Here is a 24,128-nt window from a genome sequence, read left to right as displayed (position 1 = left end):
AACAATCCTAGGCACTAACCATCACCTTTTCTCCCTAAGCTTCTCCTTCTTTATGGTAAGCAGGCGCGCGATATCGCGCCTGATATTCCGGATGACCATGGGGTTCTCAAGCGAGGCCCCCATGGTGAGCACACCCCTCTCCTTGGCGAGTTCAAGGCGGAGCTCCCTGATCTTCTTGTCGATCTCCTCGATACTCATCTCTCTAATCTCACTCGGCTTCATTGGCGCTCACCTCTTCCTGAACCTTCTCTATAACCTCGATCTCATCCGGGAGCTTGGCGTCGGGCGGCATGATGGAGACCTTGACACCTATAACACCGAGCTTGAGCTTGGCCTGGGCGTAGCCCTTGCTGACAAGAGTCTCGGCCGGGTTTCCAACCTTGGCGAGGTAGCCCTGGTAGAACCTGACGCTTTTCGCTCTTTCACCAGTGAGCTTACCGCTGAGCCTTATCTCAACGCCCCTGGCACCGTTCCTCATGATGGCCCTGATTGCTGAGTAGGCAGCCCTCCTGAAGTGAACGCCCCTCTCGAGGGCCTGGGCAAGGCGAACCGCCTGAACCTTAGCGTTGAGGTAGGGGTTCTTGATCTCCTCGACCTCGATCTGCGGGTTCTCTAGGTTGAACTGCCTCTCGAGTATCCTGGTGAGTTCCCTAATGCGCCTTCCACCCCTGCCAATAACATAACCAGGGTTGGCGGCGAAGATTATCACCTTGGTTCCGAGCGGGGTCTTCTTGATGTCAATTCCTCCGTAGCCTGCACGCCTAAGCTCCTTCTCAAGGTACTCGTCGATGAGCATCTCCTTAACGCCTTCCCTGATGAAGTATCTCTCGATCGCCAAAGGTCTCACCTCCTAATCTCCTCAACGACTATCTCGATGTGGGTGGTCTGCTCGTTGAACGGTGTGGCCCTTCCGAAGGCCCTCGGGATGTACCCCCTTATGACAGGACCCTTGTGGGCCGCAGCGTGGATGATCCTGAGCCTGTCGGGGTCGAGGCCCTTCTGCTCGGCGTTGTTTCTAGCGTTGAGGAGGATCTTCCTGACGGCCTTGGCCACTTTGACCGGATACCTACCAGGACCGAAGCCCTTGCCAGGCTTGTGACCCTGGCTGTCGTTGAAGCGCTTCATCGGAACCGGTCTCTTAAGGGCTATAACGTCGTCGAGATACTTAAGGGCGTCGTTGAGCATCATGCCCCTGATCTCCCTGAGGAGCTCGACGCTGTGCTTGGGTGAAATCCTGAGGTCCCTTCCACTGGCCCTTGCCATCCTGCTGGGATCAAAATTTTGGAATGAGTAGGAAAACCTGCCCCTGCTCATCTATACCACCTCACTTGATGGCCACGAACATCGAAGACCTGGTGGCACCGACACCAGGCGAGCCGTGCTGGACGACCTTCCTCGTGAGGGCAAACTCGCCAAGGTAGTGGCCAATCATCTCCTCCTTGATCTCAACCGGAACGAACTCCTTTCCGTTGTAAACGTGGATTGTCATGCCGACCATCTCGGGGAGTATAACCATGTCCCTGCTGTGAGTCCTTATCGGCTTCTTGTACTTGCCCTTCTTAGCAAGCCTGATCTTCCTGAGGAGCTTCTTCTGCTCCGGGCTGAGGCCTCTCTTGAGGCTCCTCCTCTGCCTGGCAGGGAGGAGCTTGGCAAAGTCTTCGAGTGACATGTTGAGCAGTTCCTCAAAGGTGTAGCCCCTATACTTAAACTCCTTCCTTCTCGCCATCTTCATCACTTCCTCCTACCAGTTCTTCTCGCGGCTATGTGACCAACCTTCCTTCCGGGCGGAGCTCTACGCGAAACGGTGCTCGGCCTGCCGATGTGGTGCTCCTTACCACCGTGCGGGTGGTTGACGGCGTTCATCTTGACACCCCTCGGCTTCGGCCAGAACCTGTTCCTAGCCTTGGCAATGTAGTATGCCTTACCGGCCTTAACGATGGGCTTCTCAAGCCTTCCACCGCCGGCAACGACACCTATTGTGGCCCTGCACATCGGGTTGAACTGCTTGAGCTCACCGCTCGGAAGCTGGACTATCACCTTGTCCTTCTCCCTGCTGACGACGAGTGCGTAGGCACCGCCAGCGCGAACGTACTTACCGCCGTCTCCAGGGGTTCCCTCTATGTCATAGACGTAGCTTCCCTCTGGTATCATGGCAAGCGGGAGGGTGTTGCCGATCTTGATCGGAGCGTTCGGTCCGATGGCTATCTCCTCGCCGACGAGGACTCCTTCCGGAGCTATTATGAGCTTCTCCATGCCATTCTCGAACTTGACGCGAGCGACTGGAGCAGTTCTTCCCGGGTCATGGAGTATCTCGACGACCTTGCCGACGAGGGTCTTCTCCTTGGTAAGGTTGAGCGGAACGTACCTGACGGCACCCCTATACCTGTGGGAGGGGGCCCTAAAGGTCGTGGTTCCCTTACCTCTCCTCTGCTGAATCAGACTCTTTCCCATCTCACTCACCCCGTCAGAACAATCCTATCCTGGCAGCAACCTCACTTGCGCTGTACTCAGGCTTGAGTTTCACGTAGGCCTTCTTCTCTCCCCTCATGGTTATGAGGGTGTTGACCTTCTCGACCTTGACCTCGAACATCGCTTCCACGGCCCTCTTGATGTCGGCCTTGGTTGCCCTTCTGTCAACTATGAAGGTGAGCTTGTTCTCGTTCTCTATCATCGCCACGGCCTTCTCCGTGACGACCGGCTTGATGATGACCTTGTACGGATCCATCTCTCATCACCCGTAAATCTCCCTAAGCCTCTCTATAGCTCCCTTCGTCCAGATGGTGAGCCTTCCCGGGTGGGTACCCGGAGCGAGCATCTCAACGCCGAGGTTGTCAACGACCACAACGTCGACGCCCGGGTGGTTCCTGGCTCCCTGGACGATGCCTTCGTTCTTCGCAACGACGATGAGCGGCCCCTTGGCCTTCTTGTAGCGCCTTCCGCGCATCTTACCCTTACCTGCACGAATCTTAGTGTTCTTCTTGGCCCTCTCAATGTCGTCCCAGACACCGAGCTTCTTGAATATCTCCCTGGTCTGAGCGGTCTTGAAGACCTTCTCAAGGTCATCAACGACAACGAGGGGGACCTGCGGGATGTTGTCAACGACGTGTCCCCTGGCCCTGACGAGGTCGTAGTTGGTGGTGGCAGCTATGGCGCTCATGATGGCGAGCCTGCGCTCCTTCTTGTTGATGTCCTCCCAGATGATCTTCTCGACCTTCGGCGGGTGGGTTCTCCTTCCACCCCTAGCGAACGGGACGAAGGCAGCGAACCTTGGGGAGGTCTTTATCCTCTCAACCCTCGCCATTCCGTGGCCCTTTCCGATGTTCTCTGTGACCCTTCTCTTTCCAGCGAGCGGATCCCTACCCTGGGGCTGAATCCTGTGGGTCCATGAGGCGATGACAGCCCTCCTGATGAGGTCGGGCCTGAAGGGAGTGGCAAAGACCTTTGGAAGCTCTATCTCCTCGACTGGCTCGCCTTCGAGATTGAAAACCTTAACCTTCATCTATCTCACCTCACTGCTTGGATTCCCTACTGATGTAGGTTATCTGCGGCCTCTCAACGGGCGGCTTCTTCTTCGGCGGCCTTATAGCCGGCCTGACCCTGATTATCCTCTTGAAGGAACCCGGTATAGTGCCCTGTATCATGAGGAAATCGCTCCTTATGATGCCGTAGTGCGGGAAGCCTCCCTTCGGGGTAATCTCTATCTCGTTCTTCTCGTCGAGCTTGAGCTTGCCGTTCTCGCCTATGGCAATGAGCCTCTTGTTGAACTCAGTCCTGTGGTGGAAGCCCATCTGACCGGCCTGCGGAACGGTCCACATGACCCTGGTCGGGTGCCACGGACCGAGGTTACCGACGTGCCTGCCCTTTCCAGCCCTCTGGGCCTTGTGGAACTGGATCTTAATACCCCAGCGCTTGACGGGGCCCTGGGTTCCCTTGCCCTTGGTGACGGCTATGACGTCGAGGAGCTCTCCCTCGTGGAGAACCTCGCTCGCGCGGAGCTCCTTGCCTATCCTCTCCTTGGCGTAGTCAAACTTGGCCTTGACGTCGCCGCCGATGGCGTACTCCATGACCTCGGGCTTCTTCTTGAGCTTGATGAGCCACGGCTGGGTGTGGACGAGAAGCCTGACGTCAACTATCTCGCCGTCGTTGACGAGGTCCTCTAGCTGGCCGAGCTTCTCCTTGAAGGCCTCCTCGTTGTAGTCCTTCGGCAGGGTCTTTATCCTCCTCTTGACGTAGTCGTTGAGCTCGTGGAACCAGACCTCGGTGGCAGTTTCAAGTCCGAGGTAGCCCTGCCTGTAGGCCCTGATGCCGTAGACGAAGAGCGGCGGGACCTCGACTACCGTGACCGGCATGAATATTTCCTTGCCCTTGGTGAGCCCTGGCCTGTCGTCTATCATGAGGATGTGGGTCATGCCAGCCTTGTAGCCGGCGAAACCGAGCATCCTGACTTCGCTGTCCTTCGGCCACTTCCTGATTCTCGGGACTATGCTCTTGGCCCTCTTTCTCGGGGAGTAAGCCAGTGAACCTCTCCTTGGCCTGTGTATTTTTCCCATCTCAATCCCTCCTTATGAGATTAAACACCGCGAGTGTGGCCAGCACGGCCTCCTCGGTGCGGACCGTTTTAGTCCGCTGATTCGGAACCGTGTTGAGGATTAGATCAAAGTTATAATCCTCCTCGCCGAGGAGCTCCATCACGCCTTTCCTCGGTGAGCCGAAGACGAATCCGACCTCCCCCTCTAGTGGGGGAAGCTTCACCTCTCGAATGTCGCGACCCTTCCTCGAGGTCGCGATGACCAGATCCAGCCTGGCCTTTTTAAGTGTTTTCGCCAGTGACTTCCCCGTGAGATGCACTCTGTATCCCCAATACTCCTCTGGCCTTGCTGGTATGACCCTGAGCGGCCTTACTGAGACAATCCTGAACGTTGCACGTCCTTCAACGTCCCCCTCTACCAAAGCGAGCTCGTCGAGGCCGATGTCGGCGTAAACCCTGCGGCCCTTCCTGAAGGAGAAGCCCTCGCGGATTTCGCCGACCCTTGGTTTTCCCTTGAGCTTGTGGTGAGGGGTTCTCAGCGGCGGGATGACGCCGACGTACCTGAGTTCCGGCATGAGGGGGAACAGCCTCTTTCTGAGGTACTGGGGCGTTTCCGCGTACTCCAGTATGGTTTTGATGAACCTTCCGTCCCTGCCGCCGGCCCTGTAGATCCAGACATGCTCGACACCGAAGATCGCCGCTGCCCTGGCTATTTGGCCAACCTTGTACGTCCTGATTTTCGGGTCGTCGGTTTCTTCGAGGAGCGAATCCGGAATGAAGACGTGCCAGGCCATTTTTCCGTCATCCTTCGCTATGAGTACTCTAAAGCTGAGGGGAAGTCTATGGAGACTATTTAAAAGGCTTTCGAACCCTTCCACCCTTTTTTGGGTTTGGAGGTGTACAAAATTTTTGCAAACGAAAGACAAGGGGGCTCCGCCCCCTTATCTCTCTGTACTCTCAAACCCCCGATGCGAGGTTTCACCCCGCGACCCCGTTTTCTCTTAAACTTCGGGGGGCTAACGCCCCCACGCCCCCAATCAGACCTTGCTCGCGCAAGCGCTGGCGGAAAATTTGTGTGCGATTTTGAAATGCTAATTTTCGGCAGGGTTACTCTTCAGATGGCAGTTTTACAATGTTTCACCCCCACAAGGCGTCCAAAGGACGCCAAAAAAGATGTGAAACCTCTTCAATGACTCATTTTAGGGATTAAACCCTAATTTAAAGGTGCTGCTTTAATAGTGCACACTTTTATTCTCTGTCAATTTGGCAGAAAGGGAACTCTTTTGGTCAAGCTTTTTCTAAAAGCTTGTTCGCCTTCGCGAAGTTTGATTAAGGTTGGTAGCTCCTTTCTGGGAACTTTCACTTTCCAAGAGCGTGATTTCTTCTTAAACGCTCACCTGAAAAACGGAATCCAAATTAATGGACAAGCATTATTGAGGGTTCTCGTTCGCTGACGCCCTTTGGGCGTCGATTTAAAAGTGAACTCCCATCAAAGACTTGCTCTCGTGGATTCCACAATTAAAACACAGCAGTCAATAGATAAATCACCAGTTTAGATCGATGTTCACAACAAGAGCTACGAACTTTGATGAAACTTTGCGAAGGCAAAGTTTCCTGTACTCTCAAACCCCCGAAGTAGGGTTTCGCCCCCACACCCCCAGTAACTTTGGCTGGATAAAGTTTCTTGGTCAAGCTTTGTGGGGCAAACGTTGGGGAAGCATTATATACTTACATCATATGCCTTCAAAAACGAAAACTTCAATCTACAAACGCCAGCCCGTTCCACAGTTCTCTAATCTCGCGCGTGGCATCTGGGTAGACCCGCTTGAAGGTTATCCTCCAGTAGCCGTTCTTCAAGTCCTCGATATCCTCGATGTGAATCTTTACGCCAAGCCTCTCGAAGTGGGTGACCATCTTGTGGGCCGTTACTATGTTCTTGACCCTGACTGTGAAAGTTTCCTCGACCTCGCCCCCGTGGGAGACCTCGTGGATGCTCTCAACGAAGGGCCTGAGCAGGGCTTTTCCGAGGGCCTTGGCATATTCGTCGAATTCCTCTCCCTTGACGTGCTTCTCAGCCAGATAGAAGGCGAGGCGTTTTATCCTCCCCATGAAGTAGCCGTGGGGCAGGTCGAAGAATATGTGTGAGCCTATCCTGATGTCGTTGATGTTGGCGTAGGGGGTAACGTACTTGGCTATCCTCCTCATGTCCGGCGTCTTCATCACAATTCCTTCCCTCTTCTCCCGGCTTAGCCTTTCGACCAGGTCGTAGAGCTCGTCAATCCGTGAGCGGTCAAAGAGACCAAAGCGCTCCACCTGCAGGATGTCGTACTCTTCAGCCAGCCTGTAGCGCTCCTCAACCGGCAGGCTCCTCCCGGTTCCTTTCTCCTGGATGTCGAAGAGGAAGAACCGGAGGTCCTCCTTCACGTAGGGCGGCCCTTCCACTATGTACGGGCTCTCTGGCCCGGCCATTTCCCCCGCCAAAACGAGGTTGGGGTAGTCCTTGAAGAAGTCGAAGTTGATGAAGTCCTCAACCCTCTCCGTCGTGAAGGGACAGACGAAGCCGCCCCTCGTGAGGGCAAGGATTCTGTCTTTAATCCTCACAACGCGGACATTGTAGCCATCCACCTTTTCCTCGACGTAGAAAGGCCGGTTCTTGAAAACGCGCCTTATCCCGTTCTCAAGCTGGACGACGCGCTTTATGTGGGGAAAGCCCAGAACCACCTCGCCGTTCTCGAAGACGAGGGTTCCACGCCTGAAGCCCTTGGCGGAATCGCGGAAGCGGACGTATCTGATACCCTCAAACTCGTCTTCGACGAGGCCTCCTTTACCCTCGAGGACTGATAATCGGTCCTCAGGGATGCCGAGCTTGAGCAGAATGTTCCTGAAGTGAGAGCTTACCATCGTCTCACCAATCTAAGTGGGGTGACATTGTTAATAATCATTATGAATATATGGCAAAGCTTCACGGAACAGAAAAGAGGTTGAGGGAAGCGCCGCGCTTCAGCGCTGCGCTTTAGCGTTTCATGGTCGAGAGGACCTTGGTGGTGACGTCGTTGCCTTCCTTGTCGTAAATCCTGTAGTAGGCACTGTAGGGCAGCTTCATCTTGGCCCTGTGCATGGCACCGAGGGCGAACTTGAGGTGGCCCTCGTTGACCCAGACGGTGAGTATCTTCTGGTCCTTCTTGACGCGAGCGGCAAGGCCAATCGGCTTTCCGAAGGGCCTGCGCATACCGTTACCGTAACGGTCAGCCTTCCTTCCGGTAGCCATTGGGTTCTCACGGAGAACCTGGAACGGGTAGACCCTTATCTTGAAGTGGTAGTTGCTCCTACCGACGTTCTTCTGGAGGTACCTGTTGACCTGTATACGGATGGCCTCGAGGGCGTTCTGCCTTATCTGCATGGCCTGCTCGGCGTGAAGGCTCACCTCGTACTGGAACTCGGCTGAAAGGTTGCCCATGTCGAAGATCGTTATCTTCGGACCGGGCGCACCGCGTATGTATTCCCTTCTCGTGTAAGCGGGCTTGTCAACGTCCCTATCAATCTTGGCTGGTCTCAGTCCCATACTCTCACCTCCAAATGAGCGTAAGCTAAGCCTAAACTTAGGCGAGTGGAGTGGCTTATAAAAGTTTTGGAAAGCCCGTCACCCCATCTTACTCCCCAGTCCCTTTAAGCTTAACGGACTCCCAGAGGAGTGCCAGTGAAAACGGCAGGAAGGAAAGCAGGGCGAGGTTCAACGTTACGCCCACGCTTATCTCCCCGAGAGAGTAGGCCAGGCCGAAGAGCATTCCCCCGAGGAATGTCGATAGGTTCTGGACTCCGTTTACACCTCCAATGGCCAGCGATGAGCGGTGGTAGGAAGCGAGAACCTTCCTCGAAATCGGGCGGAAGCTCTGGAAGGCGAAGAGAGCCAGGAATATCCCCAGAAAAACCGTAGGAGCAGTCTTCACGGCCGCGAGTAGGGGAGAAACTGCAGCCATCAGAGAGGTTAGTAGGACCATTCTCCTCTCGCTCCTGACGTCGGCGAGCCAGGAAACGGCGTAGCTTAGGAGTGCCGATAAAAAGCCTGCCCATCCAATAAGCGTCGCTGTTTTGGCCTTGTCCATGCCCAAAGCTTCGGAAACATAGATGTAGGTTATCTCGCCGGAGGTGAAGGCGACTATGATCGCCATCAGCGACGCGATTATGAGAATCCTTTTTGGGTTGAGGCTCGGCTTCTCCCCATCGGGCGTTTTCTTTCTCTTGGGCACTATCCAGCCGTAGAGCAGGAAGTAGGCAAGGAGCATTATCACGCCGGTGAATACAAAGAATGCAGAGGCAATCCACATCTGACCGGACAAGCCAAGGTTAATGGTGTAGGCGTAAACGTAGTTGCCGAGGAGTGAAGCTATACTGCCAAAGAGGAAGTAAACCGATGTGACCCTTGCCCTTATCTCTTTTGGCGTAGTCACTGCTATGACAAATTGGGCCATTGGCCAGCTCAGTCCATTGAGGAAGCCGTTGAGAAGCTTTATTCCGGCCACCTGAACCCAGGTGCTCGTGAGGGGATAGAGATGGACCGCCAGAGCGTTGCCCATCATGGCCAGCGCACCGATGTAAACGAGCTTCCTACCTTTCTCAAGGGTGAGACCACCGAGAACAGACGAAAATGCCCTTGCCAGGACAAATGACATGGAAACAATGGAGACCGAGAACATTGATGCCTGGAGAATGTCCCTCGTGTAGAAGGCTATCGCTGGAGTCGCGAGGCGGAAAGCTATCGTTCCGGTGAAGGCGGAGATGATGAGCAGGATTATTCCAGCCAGGCGCTTGCGCTCCATCAAACCACCTTCTAAACGTTAGGGTGAAGCTTTTAAAAGTCTTGGTCAGGTCGAAAATTCTTCATTTTATTGCCTGCGAAACGAACATAGCTTCGATAAGTTACGGGAAGGAACTAACGAACCCTTTTTATATTTCCCCTCCAACCTCCGCCGAGGTGATGCTGATGGAGCTCAGGTTCGACATGGAGTATGAGGAAGCTTACAGGGAGCTCTACGAGATAGTCAAGCCGAAGTACAAGCTCTTCACGGCCGGCCCGGTTGCTTGTTTCCCGGAGGTTCTCGCGATAATGAGCGTCCAGATGTTCAGCCACCGTTCGGCCGAAGCGAAGGAGGTTCACGTTGATACCCTCAACAGGCTCAAGGCCTTCCTTGAGGCAGATAAAGGCGAGATAATCCTCTTCCCGAGCTCTGGAACGGGCTTCATGGAGGCCGCTGTAAGGAACACGATACCCTACGGTGGAAAAGTTCTCGTTACGGTCATCGGTGCGTTCGGAAAGCGCTTTGCAGAGGTAGTCAACACCAACGGAAGAAAGGCAGTCGTCCTTGAGAAGGAGCCCGGAAAAGCCATCAAGCCAGAGGAGCTTGATGAAGTCCTCAAGAAGAACCCCGATGTCGAGGCCGTCACCATAACCTACAACGAGACCTCAACAGGCGTTCTCAACCCGCTTCCGGAGCTTGCCAAGGTCGTCAAGGAGCACGACAAGCTGCTCTTCGTCGATGCTGTCTCTGCCATGGGCGGAGCGGACATAAAGTTCGACAAGTGGGGCATCGACCTCATCTTCGCGAGCTCTCAGAAGGCCTTCGGCGTCCCGCCAGGTCTTGCCGTCGCCGCCGTCAGCGAGCGCGTTTTTGAGATAGCCGAGAAGATGCCCGAGCGCGGCTGGTACTTCGACCTTCCGCTTTACAAGAAGTTCAACGAGAAGAAGAAGGGAACGCCCTCAACCCCACCGCTCCCGCAGATATTTGGCCTCAACGTCGTCCTCAGGATAATCGAGAAGATGGGCGGCAAAGGGGCCTGGCTCGATATGTACAGGAAGAGGAGCGAGATGATACGCGAGGGCGTCAAGGAGATGGGCCTCGGAATCCTCGCCGAGCCAGGCTACGAGAGCCCGACCATCACTGCCGTCGTCGTTCCTGAGGGAATGAAGGGCGTTGACGTCTACAACGCTATGCGCGAGAGGGGCTTTGAGCTCGCCAAGGGCTATGGAAGCGTCGCCGAGAAGACCTTCAGGATTGGAAACATGGGCTACATGACATTCGACGACATAAGGGAGATGCTCGACAACCTGAGGGTGGTCATAGAAAAGCTTAAGGCTTGATGCCACCTTTATATTTTTCTAGTGAAAATAATGGCAAAGGAAATATGGATTGCACTGTGGCTTTTCGCCAATCTTCTAATATTTTGGAGTGTTGGGCTCTACACGAGTGGGTATTCCCTCGAGGGTTACCTCCCCTGGGAGAGTGTCAAGATTCAAGAGTACACCCCCATCATCCGCACCTTCCCCGGAGATGAACCTTACGGAATTCTCTACATGGTGGACATAAAGGGCAACATCTACTACTACATCGTATGGGAGGACGAGTATTTTCACAACACGATAATCGACAGGCTCTACCGCTTCTTCCGTTCCCTGGTCTACAGCGGGAACACTTACGATATAGAGGTCGTGAAGGTCTACCCAGACAACAACAGTATATACCTCCAAACCTACGAGCACACCGATGTATGGGCAACGATGCAGCCTGACGGGAGCTGCCTCTGGAACGGGCAGACCATCCCCAACTGCACCGAGAAGGGAACCCACGTGAAGGTCTACGTCGTGACATGGAACCACATGCTCTCACTGACTCCAGAGAACGGCACCATCAGGGTTGAAAACCTCACTATGAGACACATGACGGTGGACGACTATGTTTCCCTCGGCATGTTCCGGAGAACCCAGAAGACCATCGGTGGTGTTACTGTAAACTCCCTCCTGATAGCAGTTCTGATAACCGTTCTGTTCAACGTGACCCTCTACGCCGGCTGGAAAAGGGGCTATCTATCCATGGAATACTATCGCAAACTGAAGGAAGAGATACACAAGAACTTTAAAAGGATAAGGAAATAAGTCTAAAGAAGCGGCTCGAGCTCCACTTTTTCTCCCGACTTTTTGACAGCGTATATCCTGTTGATCTTTCTGGTTCCAGTTCTGAAGTCCCTCTTGAGTTCGACCACAATATCAAACTTGCTCATGACGTCATTGTTTGCCCTTAGCCAGTGCTTGACTTCCTCGATTATATCGCCAGAGATGGCCAGTGAGGTCGCTATGAAGGTGTAGTCATCAAGGAGCTCGCTCAGAATCGTGGGCACGTGGACGGTGTGGATGGTGTCTATGACGATGTAGTCCGGGTTTATGCGCTTTATCTTTTCGATGACATCCTTGGTGCGGGCCTCAAGGCTTCTTGAGTCGAACTGCGTGTCTATGACTACTATGTTAGGCTTAAACGGCTTGAACTCCCCATAGGCCGTTATTACAGCGATTTTTCTGTCTTCAGGGATTAGATGAATCAGAGCCTCGACGAGCTTGGTCTTTCCAGACCTGCTGGAGCCAACGATTAGAACATCCTTTCTGTCGAGGAGAGCCTTCTTCAGAACTTCAAGCTGCTCCTCAGTTATCGTTCCGTAGCGCAGGAGGTCTTCAGGAGTAAATATGTAGACGCCCATGCTTTACCACCGTATAGGGTTCCCCTCGGGCATTATAACGCTATCGTTTACCCGTCCCGCTCTTCGTCAATTAAATTGGGATTTTCTGACATTTATTCAAAATTAACCCATATTTTATGTCTAATCTTGCCTAAAATTCAACTTTTCTTGCACAAAAGACATAAAGGTGAAAATCATTGACAAAAACTAGGTGATGAAAATGAACGCTCTCCAAATTGTGACCCGAAAAATTGAACCGGTTATAGAAGTTCAGACGAGAGTGATTGACTATATGACAAGATACATGGTAGGCAAGGGCTTCAAGTGGATGCTTCCGGTGATGCTCAGCTCCATAACTGACCCCCTCTGGCCAGACCCCGCTGCTAGCGAGGCCCTAAAGCCGCCAGAAGTCGAGGTCTATGGCGAGAGGCTGAGGCTGACCCACAGCATGATACTCCACAAGCAGATGACGGTAGCTATGGGAATTGACAGGCTCTTCATACTCTCACCGAACATAAGGCTCGAAGGGAGAAGCGCCGACGATGGCAGACACGCCTACGAGTTTACGCAGCTTGACTTCGAGATAGCCTACGCGAGCATGGACGACGTCATGAGCCTCATAGAGGAGCTGATAAGCGGATTGTTCAAGGAAGCTAGGAGCTGGGGACTGGAGAGGGAAGTACCCAAGGTAAGGCCGCCCTTCAAGCGCTTCACCCTTGAGGAGATTAAGGCCGAGTTTGGAAGCGAGGACGAGGCCAGTAAGGCCATGGACGAGCCCTTCTGGGTGACGGACATTGAGAGGGAGTTCTACGACAGGGAGGACCCCGAAAGGCCCGGCCACTTCAGGAACTACGACCTCTACCTACCGGAGGGCTACGGAGAGGTTTCCAGCGGTGGCGAGAGGGAGTGGGAGTACGAGGTAATAGTCAGAAAAATGAAGAAGGCAGGCATAAGCCTTGACGCCTTCAGACCCTACCTCGAGGTCGCCAAAGCGGGCCTCCTGAGGCCGAGCGCTGGAGCGGGCATAGGCATCGAGAGGCTCATCAGGTACATGGTCGGGGCTGAGCACATAGCGGAGGTTCAGCCCTTCCCGAGAATCCCGGGAGTTCCGGCGGTTATTTGAGCTCCCAATCGTTATTTCCGTTTTTTCACTCATCCATGGAGAGAGGTAAAAGAAAAGTCACTGGAAGAGCTCCACCGGGCTGAAGCCCTCCCTGGCCCTTCCGACCTTCAGCTCCATGTTGAAGGCGTTGGTGACCGTTCCGGCTTTCTCCGCCCACAGACCAGCAGGAAGGACTAAGACTTCACCTTTGAGCTCTCCCTTAGGCCTCCCTATTACCACGTAGGCGTCGCTCTGGGGAATGCCCTTTATCCCAGCTCTCAGCAGTCCAGCGGCATTGACGCCTTCGTGTAGGATCAGCGTTGGGACGTCGAGCGGCTGAGCCGGAGCCTCGAGCACGGCTACATCATAGCCCTCCTCGACGATTTCCTTGCCCTTCAGCAGTATCTTGAGGAGCGGGAACTTCTCAACGTCAGCCTTGAGGAGAACGCGCTTCGCCTTCCTGATGTCCTCGAAGGTTGCTGTAGAGAGGCCCTCCTCGACCATCGCGCCTATTGGGATGCCCTTCCTCTCGGCAAACTCCTTGAAAAAGACTATCTCCTCGTTGGTGAGCTCGGGCGTGAGGATTAATGCATAGCTCTTCTCGGCAAGGAACTTTTTAGCCTCCTCCCAGCTCACCGGTTCGCCGTTGAGGAGCGGCTGAGCCAGATCCTCGGCCCAGGGCCTTCCGAAGCGGCAGTAGTCGCAGAGGTGAAGGTTCCATGAATCAGCTCTGCTCGACGCCCTTACGAGAATGCCGTCGTAGACCTCTATATTCATCTCGCAGGCAAAGGAACAGCCGTTGCAGACCGTTGGAACGGCTTTCGTCTTCCACGGACCGGGCTTGATGAAGGGCAGCTTCTCTGTAATCGCTCCAACCGGGCAGATGTCGATGAGCTCGCCTATGAACCTCCCATCCATATCACCGAGCTTCTCCCCGAGGGGCGGTGAAATCATGGTCTTGAAGCCCCTGAAGAGGTAGTCCACGACTCCTTCTCCGGCTACCTCATGGGTGAAGTTGATGCACTGGCCGCAGAGGACGCACTTGTTGTTGTCAAGGGTGATCCATGGGTGGCTCTCATCAAGCTCAAACTTGTTCTGCTCTCCCTCGAAAGCATCCTGCTTCGCGTCGTAGAGCGTTGCGTATTCCCTCAGCTTGCAGCGGAAGACCTCCATACAGCCGCAGCTCATACACCGCTCTGCTTCCTTGAGCACCTGCTCCTCGGTCAAAGCGGGCTCGACCTCCTCGAAGCTTCTCCTCCGCTTTTCGGGATCGAGGAGCTTCACCTTTGCCCTCGGCTTTCTCTCCACATGCTCGTAGTCCTTCTCCGTGACCTTCTTCCAGTGGTTGTAGGGCCTCAGGTCGAAGAGAACCCGATAGAGGTCTTCGTCCTCAACTACGTCCTTCACGTGCTTCACCGGCTCCGTGAGAACGGCTTTTGCCTTCTCAAGCTTGCCTTTGAGGTAGAGGTCTATCATTATCGCGGCTCTCCTGCCCGTGGCTATGCTTTCTATGACAGTCGATGGGCCGAGAACGAGGTCTCCACCGGCGAAAACACCTTCAATGCTAGTTTGGAGTGTTATCTCATCCACAAGGGCTTTGCCCCTCTTTGCCTCTATCCCGAGACTCTTGAGGAACTCTTCGTCGCAGTACTGGCCTATGGCCAGGATCACGTTGTCCGCTTTAACTCTGAAGTTCGAGCCCTCTATCGGGATCGGCCTCCTCCTTCCGCTCGCGTCCGGCTCTCCAAGCTTCATTCTGATGAGCTCTACCTCCTCGACTCTGCCATCGCCGAGTATCTTAACCGGGTTCGTCAGGAATAGGAACTCGACGCCTTCCTCCTCGGCCTCCTCCACCTCGCGCTCGTTGGCCGGCATTTCAGCCCTGGAGCGCCTGTAGACGACGGTAACCTTTGCACCGAGCCTCAGTGCCGTCCTAGCGACGTCCATGGCAGTGTTTCCACCGCCGACAACTATAACGCGCTCCCCGAGCTCGACCTTCTCGCCCATGTTTACCTTTCTCAGGAACTCTATACCGTGCATGACGCCGTCGAGGTCTTCCCCCGGAATGCCCATCTTCCTGCTTCTCCACGCACCGACACCGAGGAAGACAGCATCGTACTTCTCCCTGAGCTCCTCTAAGGTGATGTCCCTTCCAAGGGCAGTGTTCGTTCTCACCTCTATCCCCGTGTTTATGACCGTCGCTATGTCCTTGTCGAGCACGTCCCTCGGGAGCCTGTAGGGTGGAATGCCGTAGCGCATCATGCCGCCGAGCTCCGGCATCGCCTCAAAGATAGTAACTTCATGTCCCATCGTCCTGAGGTAGTAGGCACATGCGAGACCCGCGGGCCCACCACCCACCACCGCCACCCTCTTCCCGGTCGAAGGCGGAATCTCGGGCATCCACGGGCCGTGCTCAAGGTCGTAGTCGGCGGCAAACCTCTTGAGCTGCCTTATTGCCAGAGGCTCCTCCACGAGGTTCCTCCTGCAGGCGTCCTCACAGAAGGCCGGACAAACTCTCCCAAGAACGGCCGGAAGGATGTACTTCTCCTTCATGAGCTTAACGGCCTCGTGGTACTTGCCCATCGCTATGAGAGCGAGGTAGCCCTGTACGTCGCTGTGTGCAGGACAGCCTTCCTGACACGGACCGATACAGTCGCCGTAGTGGTCTGAGAGGATAAGCTCAAGGGCAGTCTTTCTCATTGAGACGACTTCGTCGGTGAGTGTCTCGACCGAGAGTCCCTCCATCGGCCTGAGGGTGCACGATGTTGTAACTCCCCTCTGCGTCTTTACAAGGCACAGCCTGCAGGAGCCGTAGGGCTCAAGCTCCCCGGTGTAGCAGAAACCGGGCACGTGCTCCCCGATTTCACGGAGGAAATCCATGAGGGGCTTCCCTTCAGGGGCGTCAACTTCCTTACCGTTTATGATGACCCTGACCATCACTCATCCCTCCCGGTGAGGATTTCAATCGCGTTGAACCGGCACACCTCGTAGCAGGTGCCGCACTTTATGCATGCCTCCTGATCAATGAAGTGCGGTTTGAGCCTCTCGCCGCTGATGGCCTTGACGGGACAGAAGATCGCACATGCTGTACAGCCCGTGCACCTGTCGGCGATTATTACGTACTTGATGAGCGGCTTGCACACCTTGGCTGGACACTTGCCCTCAATGTGGGCGAGGTATTCGTCCCTGAAGTAACGGAGCGTCGTCAGAACCGGGTTGGGCGCGGTCTGACCTAGGCCGCAGAGCGAACCAGCTTTGACCTGGTAGGCAAGCCTTTCGAGCTTCTCAAGGTCCTCTTCGGTTGCCTCTCCCCTCGTGAACTTGTCCAGAATCTCCCACATCCTCTTCGTCCCCAGGCGGCAGAAGGTGCACTTGCCGCAGGATTCTTTCACCGTGAAGTCGAGGAAGAACCTAGCAACGTCGACCATACAGGTGTCCTCATCCATAACGACCATTCCGCCGCTCCCCATTATCGCTCCGGTGGCATTGACGCTCTCGTAGTCAACGGGGGTGTCGAACAGGTACTCGGGAATACAGCCGCCCGAGGGGCCGCCGAGCTGGACGGCTTTAATCCTCTTACCCGTCTTCGTCCCCCCGCCAATCTCGTAGAGTATCTCGCGGAGGGTTATGCCCATAGGAACTTCGACGTTTCCGCCGTGCTTTATCTTGCCCGAGAGCGCGAAGACCTTTGTCCCCTTGCTCTTCTCGGTGCCGATGGCGGCGTAGGCCTCCCAGCCGTGCTTTATTATCCAGGGCACATTTGCCCAGGTTTCGACGTTGTTTATGTTCGTGGGCTTGCCCCAGAGGCCCTTTTGAGCTGGATAGGGCGGTCTCGGCCTCGGCATTCCGCGCTTGCCCTCAATGGAAGCTATCAGAGCCGTTTCCTCACCGCAGACGAAGGCCCCAGCACCTTCCTTGATGACGATGTCGAAGGAGAAGCCCGAGCCGAGGATGTTCTCGCCGAGGAAGCCCCTCTCTCGCGCCTGCTTCAGAGCTATCTTGAGGCGCCTTATGGCGAGCGGGTACTCAGCCCTGACGTAGATGAACCCTTTGGTCGCCCCAATAGCGTAGGCACCGATTATCATGCCCTCGATTACACGGTGAGGGTCGCCTTCCAGAACGTTCCTGTCCATAAAAGCACCGGGGTCACCTTCATCGGCGTTGCAGACAATGTATTTCTCGTCCCCTTTCGCCTGGCGGGTGAACTTCCACTTCAGTCCGGTTGGGAAGCCTGCTCCGCCCCTCCCTCTGAGTCCGGACTTGGTGATGACCTCTATGATCTCCTCAGGCTCCATCTGAAGGGCCTTTTTGAGTGCCTCGTAGCCTCCTGCTTGAATGTACTCGTCTATGTTCTCCGGGTCAATGTAGCCGGAGTTTTCGAGAACTATTTTCTTCTGCTTGGCGAAGTAGCCGTCAACGTCCCACGTTTTCCTCTTGCCGTTCTCCCACCAGTCCCTCTTCACTATCCACTCCTCTACAGGCTTTCCATTTATGACATGCTCCTCAATAATCCTTGGAACCTTTTTGGGGTCAACGTGCCCGTAGGTGATTATCTCGTCCTCAGTGATGATGTCAACCAGTGGCTCGCGGTAGCACATCCCAACGCAGCCGACTATCTTGAGCTTAACATCAAGGTTTCTCTTCTCAAGCTCCTGCTTTATGGCCTCGTAGGTCTCCTTTGCTCCCGCCGCGATACCGCAGGAGTTCATGCCAACCGCTATGGCCTTGATCTCAGACATCGAGCTTCCCCTCCTTGAGCTGCTTCATCAGTTTTCTGACCTTCTCGGGCGTGAGCTTGCCGAAGACCTTCTCGTTTATCATTATCACAGGTGCCAAACTGCAGCAGCCGAGGCAGGCGACGCGCTCGAGAGTTACGAGGCCGTCCTCCGTTGTCTGGCCCTCCTCAATGCCGAGCTCCTCGGTTATAGCCTGGGAGATGTTCACGGCACCGTTGACATGGCAGGCTGTACCGTGGCAGATTTTAATGACGTACTTTCCAAGGGGCTCAAAGCGGAACTGGGCGTAGAAGGTGGCCACTCCGTAGACCCTGCTGAGCGGGACGCCGAGGTAGTTCGCTATCTCCTCCATGGCCTCCCTGGGAAGGTAGCCAAAGCGCTCCTGCGTCCGCTGGAGGAGAGGTATCAGTGAACTCGGTTCCGGGGGATAAGAGAGTATGTAATCAAAGGAGGATTCCATCTTGCATCACCAGGAGGGTTTTCGAAAAAGTCTCGACACCAATGTTTATAAGGGTGCACTAAAGTACAAGTTCGCAACATCTGGTTAACAACCAACCGTTTGAAAAATTCTTAAATCACCCCTTTACAAACTTAAAACTGTAAGCCCTTACAAGGCGGTGATGCCCTTGAGATACATAAAATTGTCTTCCGAAAATTTTGAGAAGTTCTTCAACTCATTAAAGGCCCTAGGAAAAGTATACGGCCCCGTAAAAAAGGGCAACATCTATTCTTTCCAGGAGGTTCAGAGGGCGGAAGAGATGTCCCTTGATTACAACAGGACAATGCTCCCACCGAAGAAGTTCTTCGTAATGCCCAGGGACACGATTCTCCGCCTGAAGAACGGCAGATGGGAGAATGGTATCAACGATGAACCGTTCGTCCTCTTCGGGGTACACTCCTGTGATATCCACGGGCTGAAAATCCTCGACAAGGTGTACCTGGAGGAGCCGGCCGACCCGTACTACAGGGTCAGGCGAGAGAACGCCATCGTAATCGGCATCAGCTGCATGCCCGACGAGTACTGCTTCTGCAAAAGCCTCGGAACGGACTTTGCGATGGACGGCTTCGACCTCTTCCTCCATGAGCTCCCCGACGGCTGGCTGGTAAGGGTCGGAAGCGTGAGGGGGCATGAGATAGCCTGGGAGCACGAGGAGCTCTTTGATGAGGTAACAGAAGAAGACCTCGCCAATTTCAGGGCCTTTGAGGAGAGGAGAGCGAAGTCCTTCAAGAAGGAGCTCAACAAGGAGGGCCTGGCGGACATGCTCGACCTAGCCTACAACAGCCCGGTGTGGAAGAAGTATGCAGACATATGCCTCGCCTGCGGCAACTGCAACATGGTGTGTCCGACGTGCCGCTGTTATGAGGTATGTGACAAGTGGCTCAACGCCTATGAGGCAGTGAGGGAGAGGCGCTACGACTCGTGTTTCATGGAGAGCCATGGGTTAGTCGCCGGGGGGCACAACTTCAGGCCGACCCGCTTAGACCGCTTCAGGCACAGGTATTACTGCAAGAGCTACTTCGATCCCTCGGCCGGCTTCAACTGCGTCGGTTGCGGGAGGTGTGACGAGTTCTGCCCGGCAAAGATAGAGCACGTTAAGGTTCTCGACGAGGTGAGGGGGTCCCTGCAATGACCGAGAATCCATACATATCCTACGACGCGAGGATCCTGGAGGTCAAGGACCTCACCCCCAGGGAGAAGCTCTTCACGCTACGCTTTATAGACCCCGATGTTGGGGAGAAGTTCGAGTTCAAGCCGGGCCAGTTCGTCATCGTGGACATAAGGGGCTTCGGCGAGTTCCCGATAAGCCTCTGTTCATCCCCGACGAGAAGGGGCTACCTCCAGCTATGCATCAGGAAGGTCGGCAGGATGACGAAGTTTATCCACAGGATGAAGGAGGGTGAGATAGTAGGCATTAGAGGACCCTACGGCAACGGCTTTCCGATGGAGAGGATGGAAGGCTCGAACCTTATCCTCGTCGCCGGCGGTCTCGGGATGGCGCCGTTGAGGTCCGTCCTCTGGTACGCGATTGATTCAGGAAAATATGAACACATCTGGCTCCTCTACGGCACGAAGGCCTACGAGGACATCCTCTTCCGCGACGAGATAATCCACCTCCTGAAGCACGGTGAGGCCATGAACTGCTCCGTAAAGCTGGCCTATGAGGTGGAAAGCCCGTCGTGCATCTACCTTGAGAAGGGCTTCTCGGACAGGGTCTGCCGGGGCGTCGTTACCGACCTCTTCCGCGGGGAGGAGTTCGACGTGAACAACACCTACGCCCTCATTTGCGGCCCCCCGGTCATGTACAAGTTCGTTATCAGGGAGCTCCTTGACAGGAAGCTCTCTCCGGGGAGGATTTACATGACCCTCGAAAGGCGCATGCGCTGCGGAGTAGGCAAGTGCGGCCACTGCATCGTCGGGACAAGCACCTCAATCAAGTACGTCTGCAAGGACGGCCCGGTCTTCACGTACTGGGACGCCCTCTCCACAAGGGGGTTGATATGATGGAGAAGCTCAAGCTGGGTGTTTTCGAGCTCACCGACTGCGGCGGCTGTGCCCTGAACATTCTCTTCCTCTACGAGAGGCTCTTCGACCTGTTAGAGTTCTATGAGATAAGCGAGTTCCACATGGCCAGCAGCCTGAAGACGGAGAACCACTACGACGTGGCCATCGTCACCGGCACCGTTTCGAGTCACCGCGACCTGGAGCTGCTCAAGGAGGCCAGAAACCACTCGAACTACCTAATCGCCCTGGGGACGTGTGCCACCCACGGCTCAGTTCAGGCAAGTGTTGAGCTCCCCATCAGGGAGAAGCTGAAAGCTGTTTACGGCGACGAAGGCAACCCGATGAGGGCCCTCGACTCAAAGCCGGCCGTTGAGTACGTGGCCGTTGATCTTGCCATTCCCGGCTGTCCCTACAACAAGGACGAGCTGTACCAAGCACTGATGGACATAGCCAAGGGCGTTGACCCAGTGAGGCCGGACTACCCGGTCTGCATTGAGTGCAAGCTCAACGAGTATGAGTGCGTCCTGGTCAAGAAGGGATTGCCCTGCCTCGGCCCGATAACCCTCGGCGGCTGCAACGCGGCCTGCATAAAGTCGGGCCTCGGCTGTATAGGCTGTCGCGGCCCGCTACCCGGCGAGGTGAACCCAGCGAGCGAGTACGAGATACTCAGGGGGCTCGGCTACAATGACGAGTACATAGTTAAGAAGTTCAAGACCTTTGCGAGGTGGGAACCATGATAATCGAGCTGCGCGAATTTACCCGCGTCGAGGGCAACGGTAAGGCCGAGATAGTCATCGAGGACGGGGAAGTCAAGGAAGTGAGGCTCAAAATTGTCGAAGGGCCGCGCTTCTTCGAGCTGCTCACCCTCGGGAGGCACTACTACGACGTGCCCGACCTGGAGGCGAGGATATGCGCCATATGCTACTTAGCGCACAGCGTTGCCTCCGTTATAGGCATAGAGAGGGCATTTGGCGTTGAAGTCCCAGAGGAGATTCAACTGCTGAGGGAGCTGGGCCTCATCGGGGAGTTCCTTGAGAGCCACGCGCTCCACCTCTACCTCCTCGTTGCGCCCGATGTGTTCGGCTATCCTGACGCAATAAGGATGGCCACAAAACACGGTGAACTGGTGAGGGAGGGACTGACCCTCAAAGCGTTCGGCAACAGGCTGAGGGAGCTGATAGGCGGGAGGGAGATACACGGCATCAACGTCAAGCCCGGAGGCTTTGGAAGGTACCCGACCGTTGAAGAGCTAGAGGAGATAGAGAAACAGAGCGAGGCCCTGATAAGGCTCGCCAAGAGGGCCGTGAGAGTATTCGCCGGTCTCGATCCCTACGGGGAGAAGGCGGAACACTTTGTAGCGACCGACGGCTACCTGTGGGGAGACATGCTGATCGCAGAGGACGGGGAACCGTTCCACTACACGGACAGGATAGAGGAGCACTCCCTCGTTTACAGCTTCGCCAAGCAGAGCCACTATAAAGGGGAGGCGTTTTTCGTAGGTGCCCTGCCGAGGCTCCTCCTCAAGGCGGAGATGCTCACGCCAGAGGCCAGGAGGCTCTTTGAGGAGCACAGGAAGAAGCTCGAAACCGGCCACGTGAGCTACAACAACCTCGCCCAGGCGATAGAACTTGTGTATTCCCTTGAGCGGGCAGGAGAGATAGCAAGGACACTCCTCGACCGCGGGATAGAGGGTGAGAACGTCCCCATCGAGCCGAGGGAGGGGGAAGGAATAGGCTACGTCGAAGCGCCCAGGGGCTTGCTCATACACCACTACCGCATTGACTCCGAGGGCAAAATCACGTATTCCAACATCATAACGCCAACAGCGCTGAACCACGCCATGATAGAGGCCAGCCTGCTGAGGGAGGCGAAAGCCCTCTACGGCGAGACTGACGAGAGGGAGATGGTGCAGAGGCTGGAGGAGACTGTCAGGGCGTTTGACCCCTGCATCTCCTGTTCCGTGCATATTGTCAAACTGTAGACTTTTCCTTTTTGTTATTTCAATATATTCCGCATTTTCCCGAAAGTTCTTCGAAGACGTAAACAAAAGGCATATATTGTAACACCCATTACCATATTATATGGGGGATGAACCATGAACAGCATCGAAGATCTATTGAGGGCAATAGATGCCGTAAAGCCAGGGGAGACTGTTCTAGTGGAATACTACCCGTCCTACGTTCCGGAGTTCGTGACACTGGCTCTCCTGATGTACGCACGGAGGAAGGGTATGCCGGTGGTGATAGACGACAACTTTGACGCGCTCCACGTCATACAGAAGCACCTCGCCCTGTGGGGGATTCGCGAGGACTTCAGAGACGTTTTTGTCATCAAGTCCGACGGCCACGTGGATGTGGGCAACGTCATTGCCAGGATAAAGTTCAGCGACTCACCCGATGTCTACGTCAGGAAGTACGAGGACATCGGCAGGGAGCTGCTCTCCAGCATAGGGCCCTCCGTGAACATAGTCCTGGGGTTTGAGAAAATATTCGCCTTCATTCACAGCGTCAGGGAGTTCTACCTCGTCATGACGCGGATCCAGAAGTTTCTTGGAAACCCGAGAAAGGCGTTTTACCTCGTGAACAAGGAAACCGCAGAGGCGCTGGAGTTTAGTCCCCTGCCGGAGATGGAGCGTATAGCCAGTACCGTGGTCGAGATAATCCCGACCCCCACTTCGGGCAGAATCGTTTTCAAGAAGACCCCACTGTTCGAACTGATCGGAAAGGAGCTTGAGATCCCAGTAGGGGTGATAGAAGATGCAGCCGGTGGCAAAGGAGATCGCGTTTAGGTTCATAGAAGAGGCCCCCTTCGGGGACGTAATACTGATGGAGGACGAGTCCCCCTACGGAACCGCCCTCGCCACGTACGTCCTCGTGAAGTACGCCGGAGATAGAGGACTGCCTGTTTACATTGACGACGTGTTAGACTCCCTTGCACTCGTGAGGAAGCACCTGAAGTTCCTCGGCATTGACGAGGACTTCTCCGATGTCGAGGTCATCAAGACGGGGGGCATGGAGCCCGTGGGGAAGATCGTGAGCAAAATCCACCTGGAGGCCGAGCCCGTTCTCTACATAACCCGGCACAGGGAAATAACCAACAGGATACTCTCATCCGGAAAGCACCTGAACATAGTCCTCGGCATGGAGAGACTGTTTGCGTTCCTTGAGACACGCAGGGAGTTCTACATGTTCATAGCATACCTCAAAGAATTCCTCGGAAACCCCAACAGGAAATCCTTCTACATAGTCAACAAGCCTGTGCTGTCAACGCTGAGGTTCAACCCACTCCCGGAACTCGAAGAGATTGCCAGCACCGTCGTTGAAATAAAGATTAAAAACGGAACCCACGTTGTCATTCCCAAGAAGGCCCTGTTTACAGATATAATCGGAAAGGAGTTCCCCGGGATCCCCGAGGAGATAGCCCGGTGGTGATCCCTTGCCCTTCGGTTTTTTCAGGAAGACCAAAAAGCGAGAGGACACTAACATAGCATCGAGAAAACCCGTCGGCAGGTTCAGGGTTGAAAAATCCCTTAAGGTGTTCTCCCGACAGGTTCTGATCGGGGAAGTGATCGAAGGGCTTATCTATCCAGGCTACAAGGTAAAGGGAAAATCCGTCAGCCCAATCATGAAGATAGAGCGGGACCATCGGAGGGTTGACTTCGCCGTTGCGGGCGATAGGGTCGCCCTGATGCTTGAGTACGAAGTCCCATGTGAGGAAGGAGAAGAGCTGGAAATTTACCAATCGTGAGGTGATGGC

Annotated in this window: 26 protein-coding genes; 10 read left to right on the top strand and 16 right to left on the bottom strand. The window is 54.9% G+C overall.

The window, feature by feature from the left end:
• Nucleotides 1-21 precede the first annotated feature (21 nt).
• From rpmC to E3E36_RS07210, 12 genes are all read right to left on the bottom strand, one after another.
• Nucleotides 22-222 carry a 50S ribosomal protein L29 gene (gene rpmC / locus E3E36_RS07265; protein WP_167894555.1) on the bottom strand — a complete coding sequence of 67 codons (201 nt, stop codon included), beginning with the start codon at nucleotides 220-222 and terminating at the stop codon, nucleotides 22-24.
• Complete coding sequence (locus tag E3E36_RS07260) at nucleotides 209-838, bottom strand: 30S ribosomal protein S3 (protein ID WP_167894554.1); 630 nt, start codon at nucleotides 836-838, stop codon at nucleotides 209-211. The genes rpmC and E3E36_RS07260 overlap by 14 nt, the downstream gene beginning before the upstream one ends.
• Nucleotides 839-843: 5 nt before the next feature.
• On the bottom strand, nucleotides 844-1,314 hold the full coding sequence (gene rplV / locus E3E36_RS07255; protein WP_167894553.1) for a 50S ribosomal protein L22: 471 nt from the start codon (nucleotides 1,312-1,314) through the stop codon (nucleotides 844-846).
• A 10-nt stretch (nucleotides 1,315-1,324) separates the two neighbouring features.
• Nucleotides 1,325-1,726, bottom strand: a complete 402-nt coding sequence (locus E3E36_RS07250) for a 30S ribosomal protein S19 (protein WP_167894883.1) — start codon at nucleotides 1,724-1,726, stop codon at nucleotides 1,325-1,327.
• 5 nt (nucleotides 1,727-1,731) lie between these two features.
• Nucleotides 1,732-2,451 (bottom strand): 50S ribosomal protein L2, encoded by a 720-nt coding sequence (locus E3E36_RS07245; RefSeq protein WP_167894552.1) that lies wholly within the window; start codon nucleotides 2,449-2,451, stop codon nucleotides 1,732-1,734.
• A gap of 13 nt (nucleotides 2,452-2,464) precedes the next feature.
• A complete protein-coding gene (locus E3E36_RS07240) occupies nucleotides 2,465-2,725 on the bottom strand; it encodes a 50S ribosomal protein L23 (protein WP_055429651.1) in 261 nt (86 codons plus the stop codon).
• A gap of 6 nt (nucleotides 2,726-2,731) precedes the next feature.
• Nucleotides 2,732-3,499: a 50S ribosomal protein L4 gene (gene rpl4p, locus E3E36_RS07235; protein WP_167894551.1), complete on the bottom strand. Its 768-nt coding sequence runs from the start codon at nucleotides 3,497-3,499 to the stop codon at nucleotides 2,732-2,734.
• A gap of 10 nt (nucleotides 3,500-3,509) precedes the next feature.
• Nucleotides 3,510-4,550: a 50S ribosomal protein L3 gene (locus E3E36_RS07230; RefSeq protein WP_167894550.1), complete on the bottom strand. Its 1,041-nt coding sequence runs from the start codon at nucleotides 4,548-4,550 to the stop codon at nucleotides 3,510-3,512.
• 1 nt (nucleotide 4,551) lies between these two features.
• On the bottom strand, nucleotides 4,552-5,322 hold the full coding sequence (locus tag E3E36_RS07225; protein ID WP_167894882.1) for a putative RNA uridine N3 methyltransferase: 771 nt from the start codon (nucleotides 5,320-5,322) through the stop codon (nucleotides 4,552-4,554).
• Between the two features lie 964 nt (nucleotides 5,323-6,286).
• A complete protein-coding gene (locus E3E36_RS07220; RefSeq protein WP_167894549.1) occupies nucleotides 6,287-7,429 on the bottom strand; it encodes an RNA ligase in 1,143 nt (380 codons plus the stop codon).
• A gap of 112 nt (nucleotides 7,430-7,541) precedes the next feature.
• A complete protein-coding gene (locus tag E3E36_RS07215; protein WP_167894548.1) occupies nucleotides 7,542-8,090 on the bottom strand; it encodes a 50S ribosomal protein L16 in 549 nt (182 codons plus the stop codon).
• 88 nt (nucleotides 8,091-8,178) lie between these two features.
• Nucleotides 8,179-9,345 carry an MFS transporter gene (locus E3E36_RS07210; protein ID WP_167894547.1) on the bottom strand — a complete coding sequence of 389 codons (1,167 nt, stop codon included), beginning with the start codon at nucleotides 9,343-9,345 and terminating at the stop codon, nucleotides 8,179-8,181.
• A gap of 164 nt (nucleotides 9,346-9,509) precedes the next feature.
• Between E3E36_RS07210 and E3E36_RS07205 the strand changes: the two genes are divergently transcribed.
• Complete coding sequence (locus E3E36_RS07205; protein WP_167894881.1) at nucleotides 9,510-10,664, top strand: alanine--glyoxylate aminotransferase family protein; 1,155 nt, start codon at nucleotides 9,510-9,512, stop codon at nucleotides 10,662-10,664.
• A 30-nt stretch (nucleotides 10,665-10,694) separates the two neighbouring features.
• A complete protein-coding gene (locus E3E36_RS07200; protein WP_167894546.1) occupies nucleotides 10,695-11,456 on the top strand; it encodes a hypothetical protein in 762 nt (253 codons plus the stop codon).
• A gap of 2 nt (nucleotides 11,457-11,458) precedes the next feature.
• Here the strand turns inward: E3E36_RS07200 and E3E36_RS07195 are convergent, their stop codons facing one another.
• Entirely contained in the window at nucleotides 11,459-12,052 is a 594-nt protein-coding gene (locus E3E36_RS07195; RefSeq protein WP_167894545.1) for an ATPase, T2SS/T4P/T4SS family, read from the bottom strand.
• Between the two features lie 199 nt (nucleotides 12,053-12,251).
• Here E3E36_RS07195 and E3E36_RS07190 point away from each other — a divergent pair, with 199 nt between their 5' ends.
• Nucleotides 12,252-13,154, top strand: a complete 903-nt coding sequence (locus E3E36_RS07190) for an asparagine synthetase A (protein WP_167894544.1) — start codon at nucleotides 12,252-12,254, stop codon at nucleotides 13,152-13,154.
• A 57-nt stretch (nucleotides 13,155-13,211) separates the two neighbouring features.
• On the opposite strand, the gene E3E36_RS07185 is transcribed toward E3E36_RS07190, so the two are convergent.
• The 3 genes from E3E36_RS07185 to nuoE are packed head-to-tail and all read right to left on the bottom strand — an operon-like array spanning nucleotide 13,212 to nucleotide 18,329.
• On the bottom strand, nucleotides 13,212-16,070 hold the full coding sequence (locus tag E3E36_RS07185) for an NAD(P)-binding protein (protein ID WP_167894543.1): 2,859 nt from the start codon (nucleotides 16,068-16,070) through the stop codon (nucleotides 13,212-13,214).
• Nucleotides 16,070-17,872, bottom strand: a complete 1,803-nt coding sequence (gene nuoF, locus E3E36_RS07180; RefSeq protein ID WP_167894542.1) for an NADH-quinone oxidoreductase subunit NuoF — start codon at nucleotides 17,870-17,872, stop codon at nucleotides 16,070-16,072. The genes E3E36_RS07185 and nuoF overlap by 1 nt, the downstream gene beginning before the upstream one ends.
• Entirely contained in the window at nucleotides 17,865-18,329 is a 465-nt protein-coding gene (nuoE, locus tag E3E36_RS07175) for an NADH-quinone oxidoreductase subunit NuoE (RefSeq protein ID WP_167894541.1), read from the bottom strand. The genes nuoF and nuoE overlap by 8 nt, the downstream gene beginning before the upstream one ends.
• A 166-nt stretch (nucleotides 18,330-18,495) precedes the next feature.
• Between nuoE and shyB the strand changes: the two genes are divergently transcribed.
• The 7 genes from shyB to pbp11 all read left to right on the top strand — a co-directional run bounded on the left by shyB (nucleotide 18,496) and on the right by pbp11 (nucleotide 24,119).
• Complete coding sequence (gene shyB, locus E3E36_RS07170) at nucleotides 18,496-19,500, top strand: NAD(P)-dependent hydrogenase/sulfhydrogenase 2 subunit beta (protein ID WP_167894880.1); 1,005 nt, start codon at nucleotides 18,496-18,498, stop codon at nucleotides 19,498-19,500.
• Complete coding sequence (shyC, locus tag E3E36_RS07165) at nucleotides 19,497-20,372, top strand: NAD(P)-dependent hydrogenase/sulfhydrogenase 2 subunit gamma (protein ID WP_167894540.1); 876 nt, start codon at nucleotides 19,497-19,499, stop codon at nucleotides 20,370-20,372. Before shyB ends, shyC begins: the two co-directional genes overlap by 4 nt.
• Entirely contained in the window at nucleotides 20,369-21,109 is a 741-nt protein-coding gene (gene shyD / locus E3E36_RS07160; protein ID WP_167894539.1) for an NAD(P)-dependent hydrogenase/sulfhydrogenase 2 subunit delta, read from the top strand. Before shyC ends, shyD begins: the two co-directional genes overlap by 4 nt.
• Nucleotides 21,106-22,353, top strand: coding sequence for an NAD(P)-dependent hydrogenase/sulfhydrogenase 2 subunit alpha (shyA, locus tag E3E36_RS07155; RefSeq protein ID WP_167894538.1), 1,248 nt, complete (start codon nucleotides 21,106-21,108; stop codon nucleotides 22,351-22,353). The genes shyD and shyA overlap by 4 nt, the downstream gene beginning before the upstream one ends.
• Before the next feature lie 114 nt (nucleotides 22,354-22,467).
• Entirely contained in the window at nucleotides 22,468-23,160 is a 693-nt protein-coding gene (locus E3E36_RS07150; RefSeq protein WP_167894537.1) for a DUF257 family protein, read from the top strand.
• Nucleotides 23,129-23,803 (top strand): DUF257 family protein, encoded by a 675-nt coding sequence (locus E3E36_RS07145; protein WP_167894536.1) that lies wholly within the window; start codon nucleotides 23,129-23,131, stop codon nucleotides 23,801-23,803. The genes E3E36_RS07150 and E3E36_RS07145 overlap by 32 nt, the downstream gene beginning before the upstream one ends.
• Nucleotides 23,804-23,807: 4 nt before the next feature.
• A complete protein-coding gene (gene pbp11 / locus E3E36_RS07140) occupies nucleotides 23,808-24,119 on the top strand; it encodes a tRNA-binding protein Pbp11 (RefSeq protein ID WP_167894535.1) in 312 nt (103 codons plus the stop codon).
• Nucleotides 24,120-24,128: the final 9 nt, after the last annotated feature.

Source organism: Thermococcus sp. M36 (assembly GCF_012027355.1).
Classification (GTDB): Archaea; Methanobacteriota_B; Thermococci; order Thermococcales; family Thermococcaceae; genus Thermococcus.
This window is presented reverse-complemented; position numbering and strand designations above follow the sequence as displayed.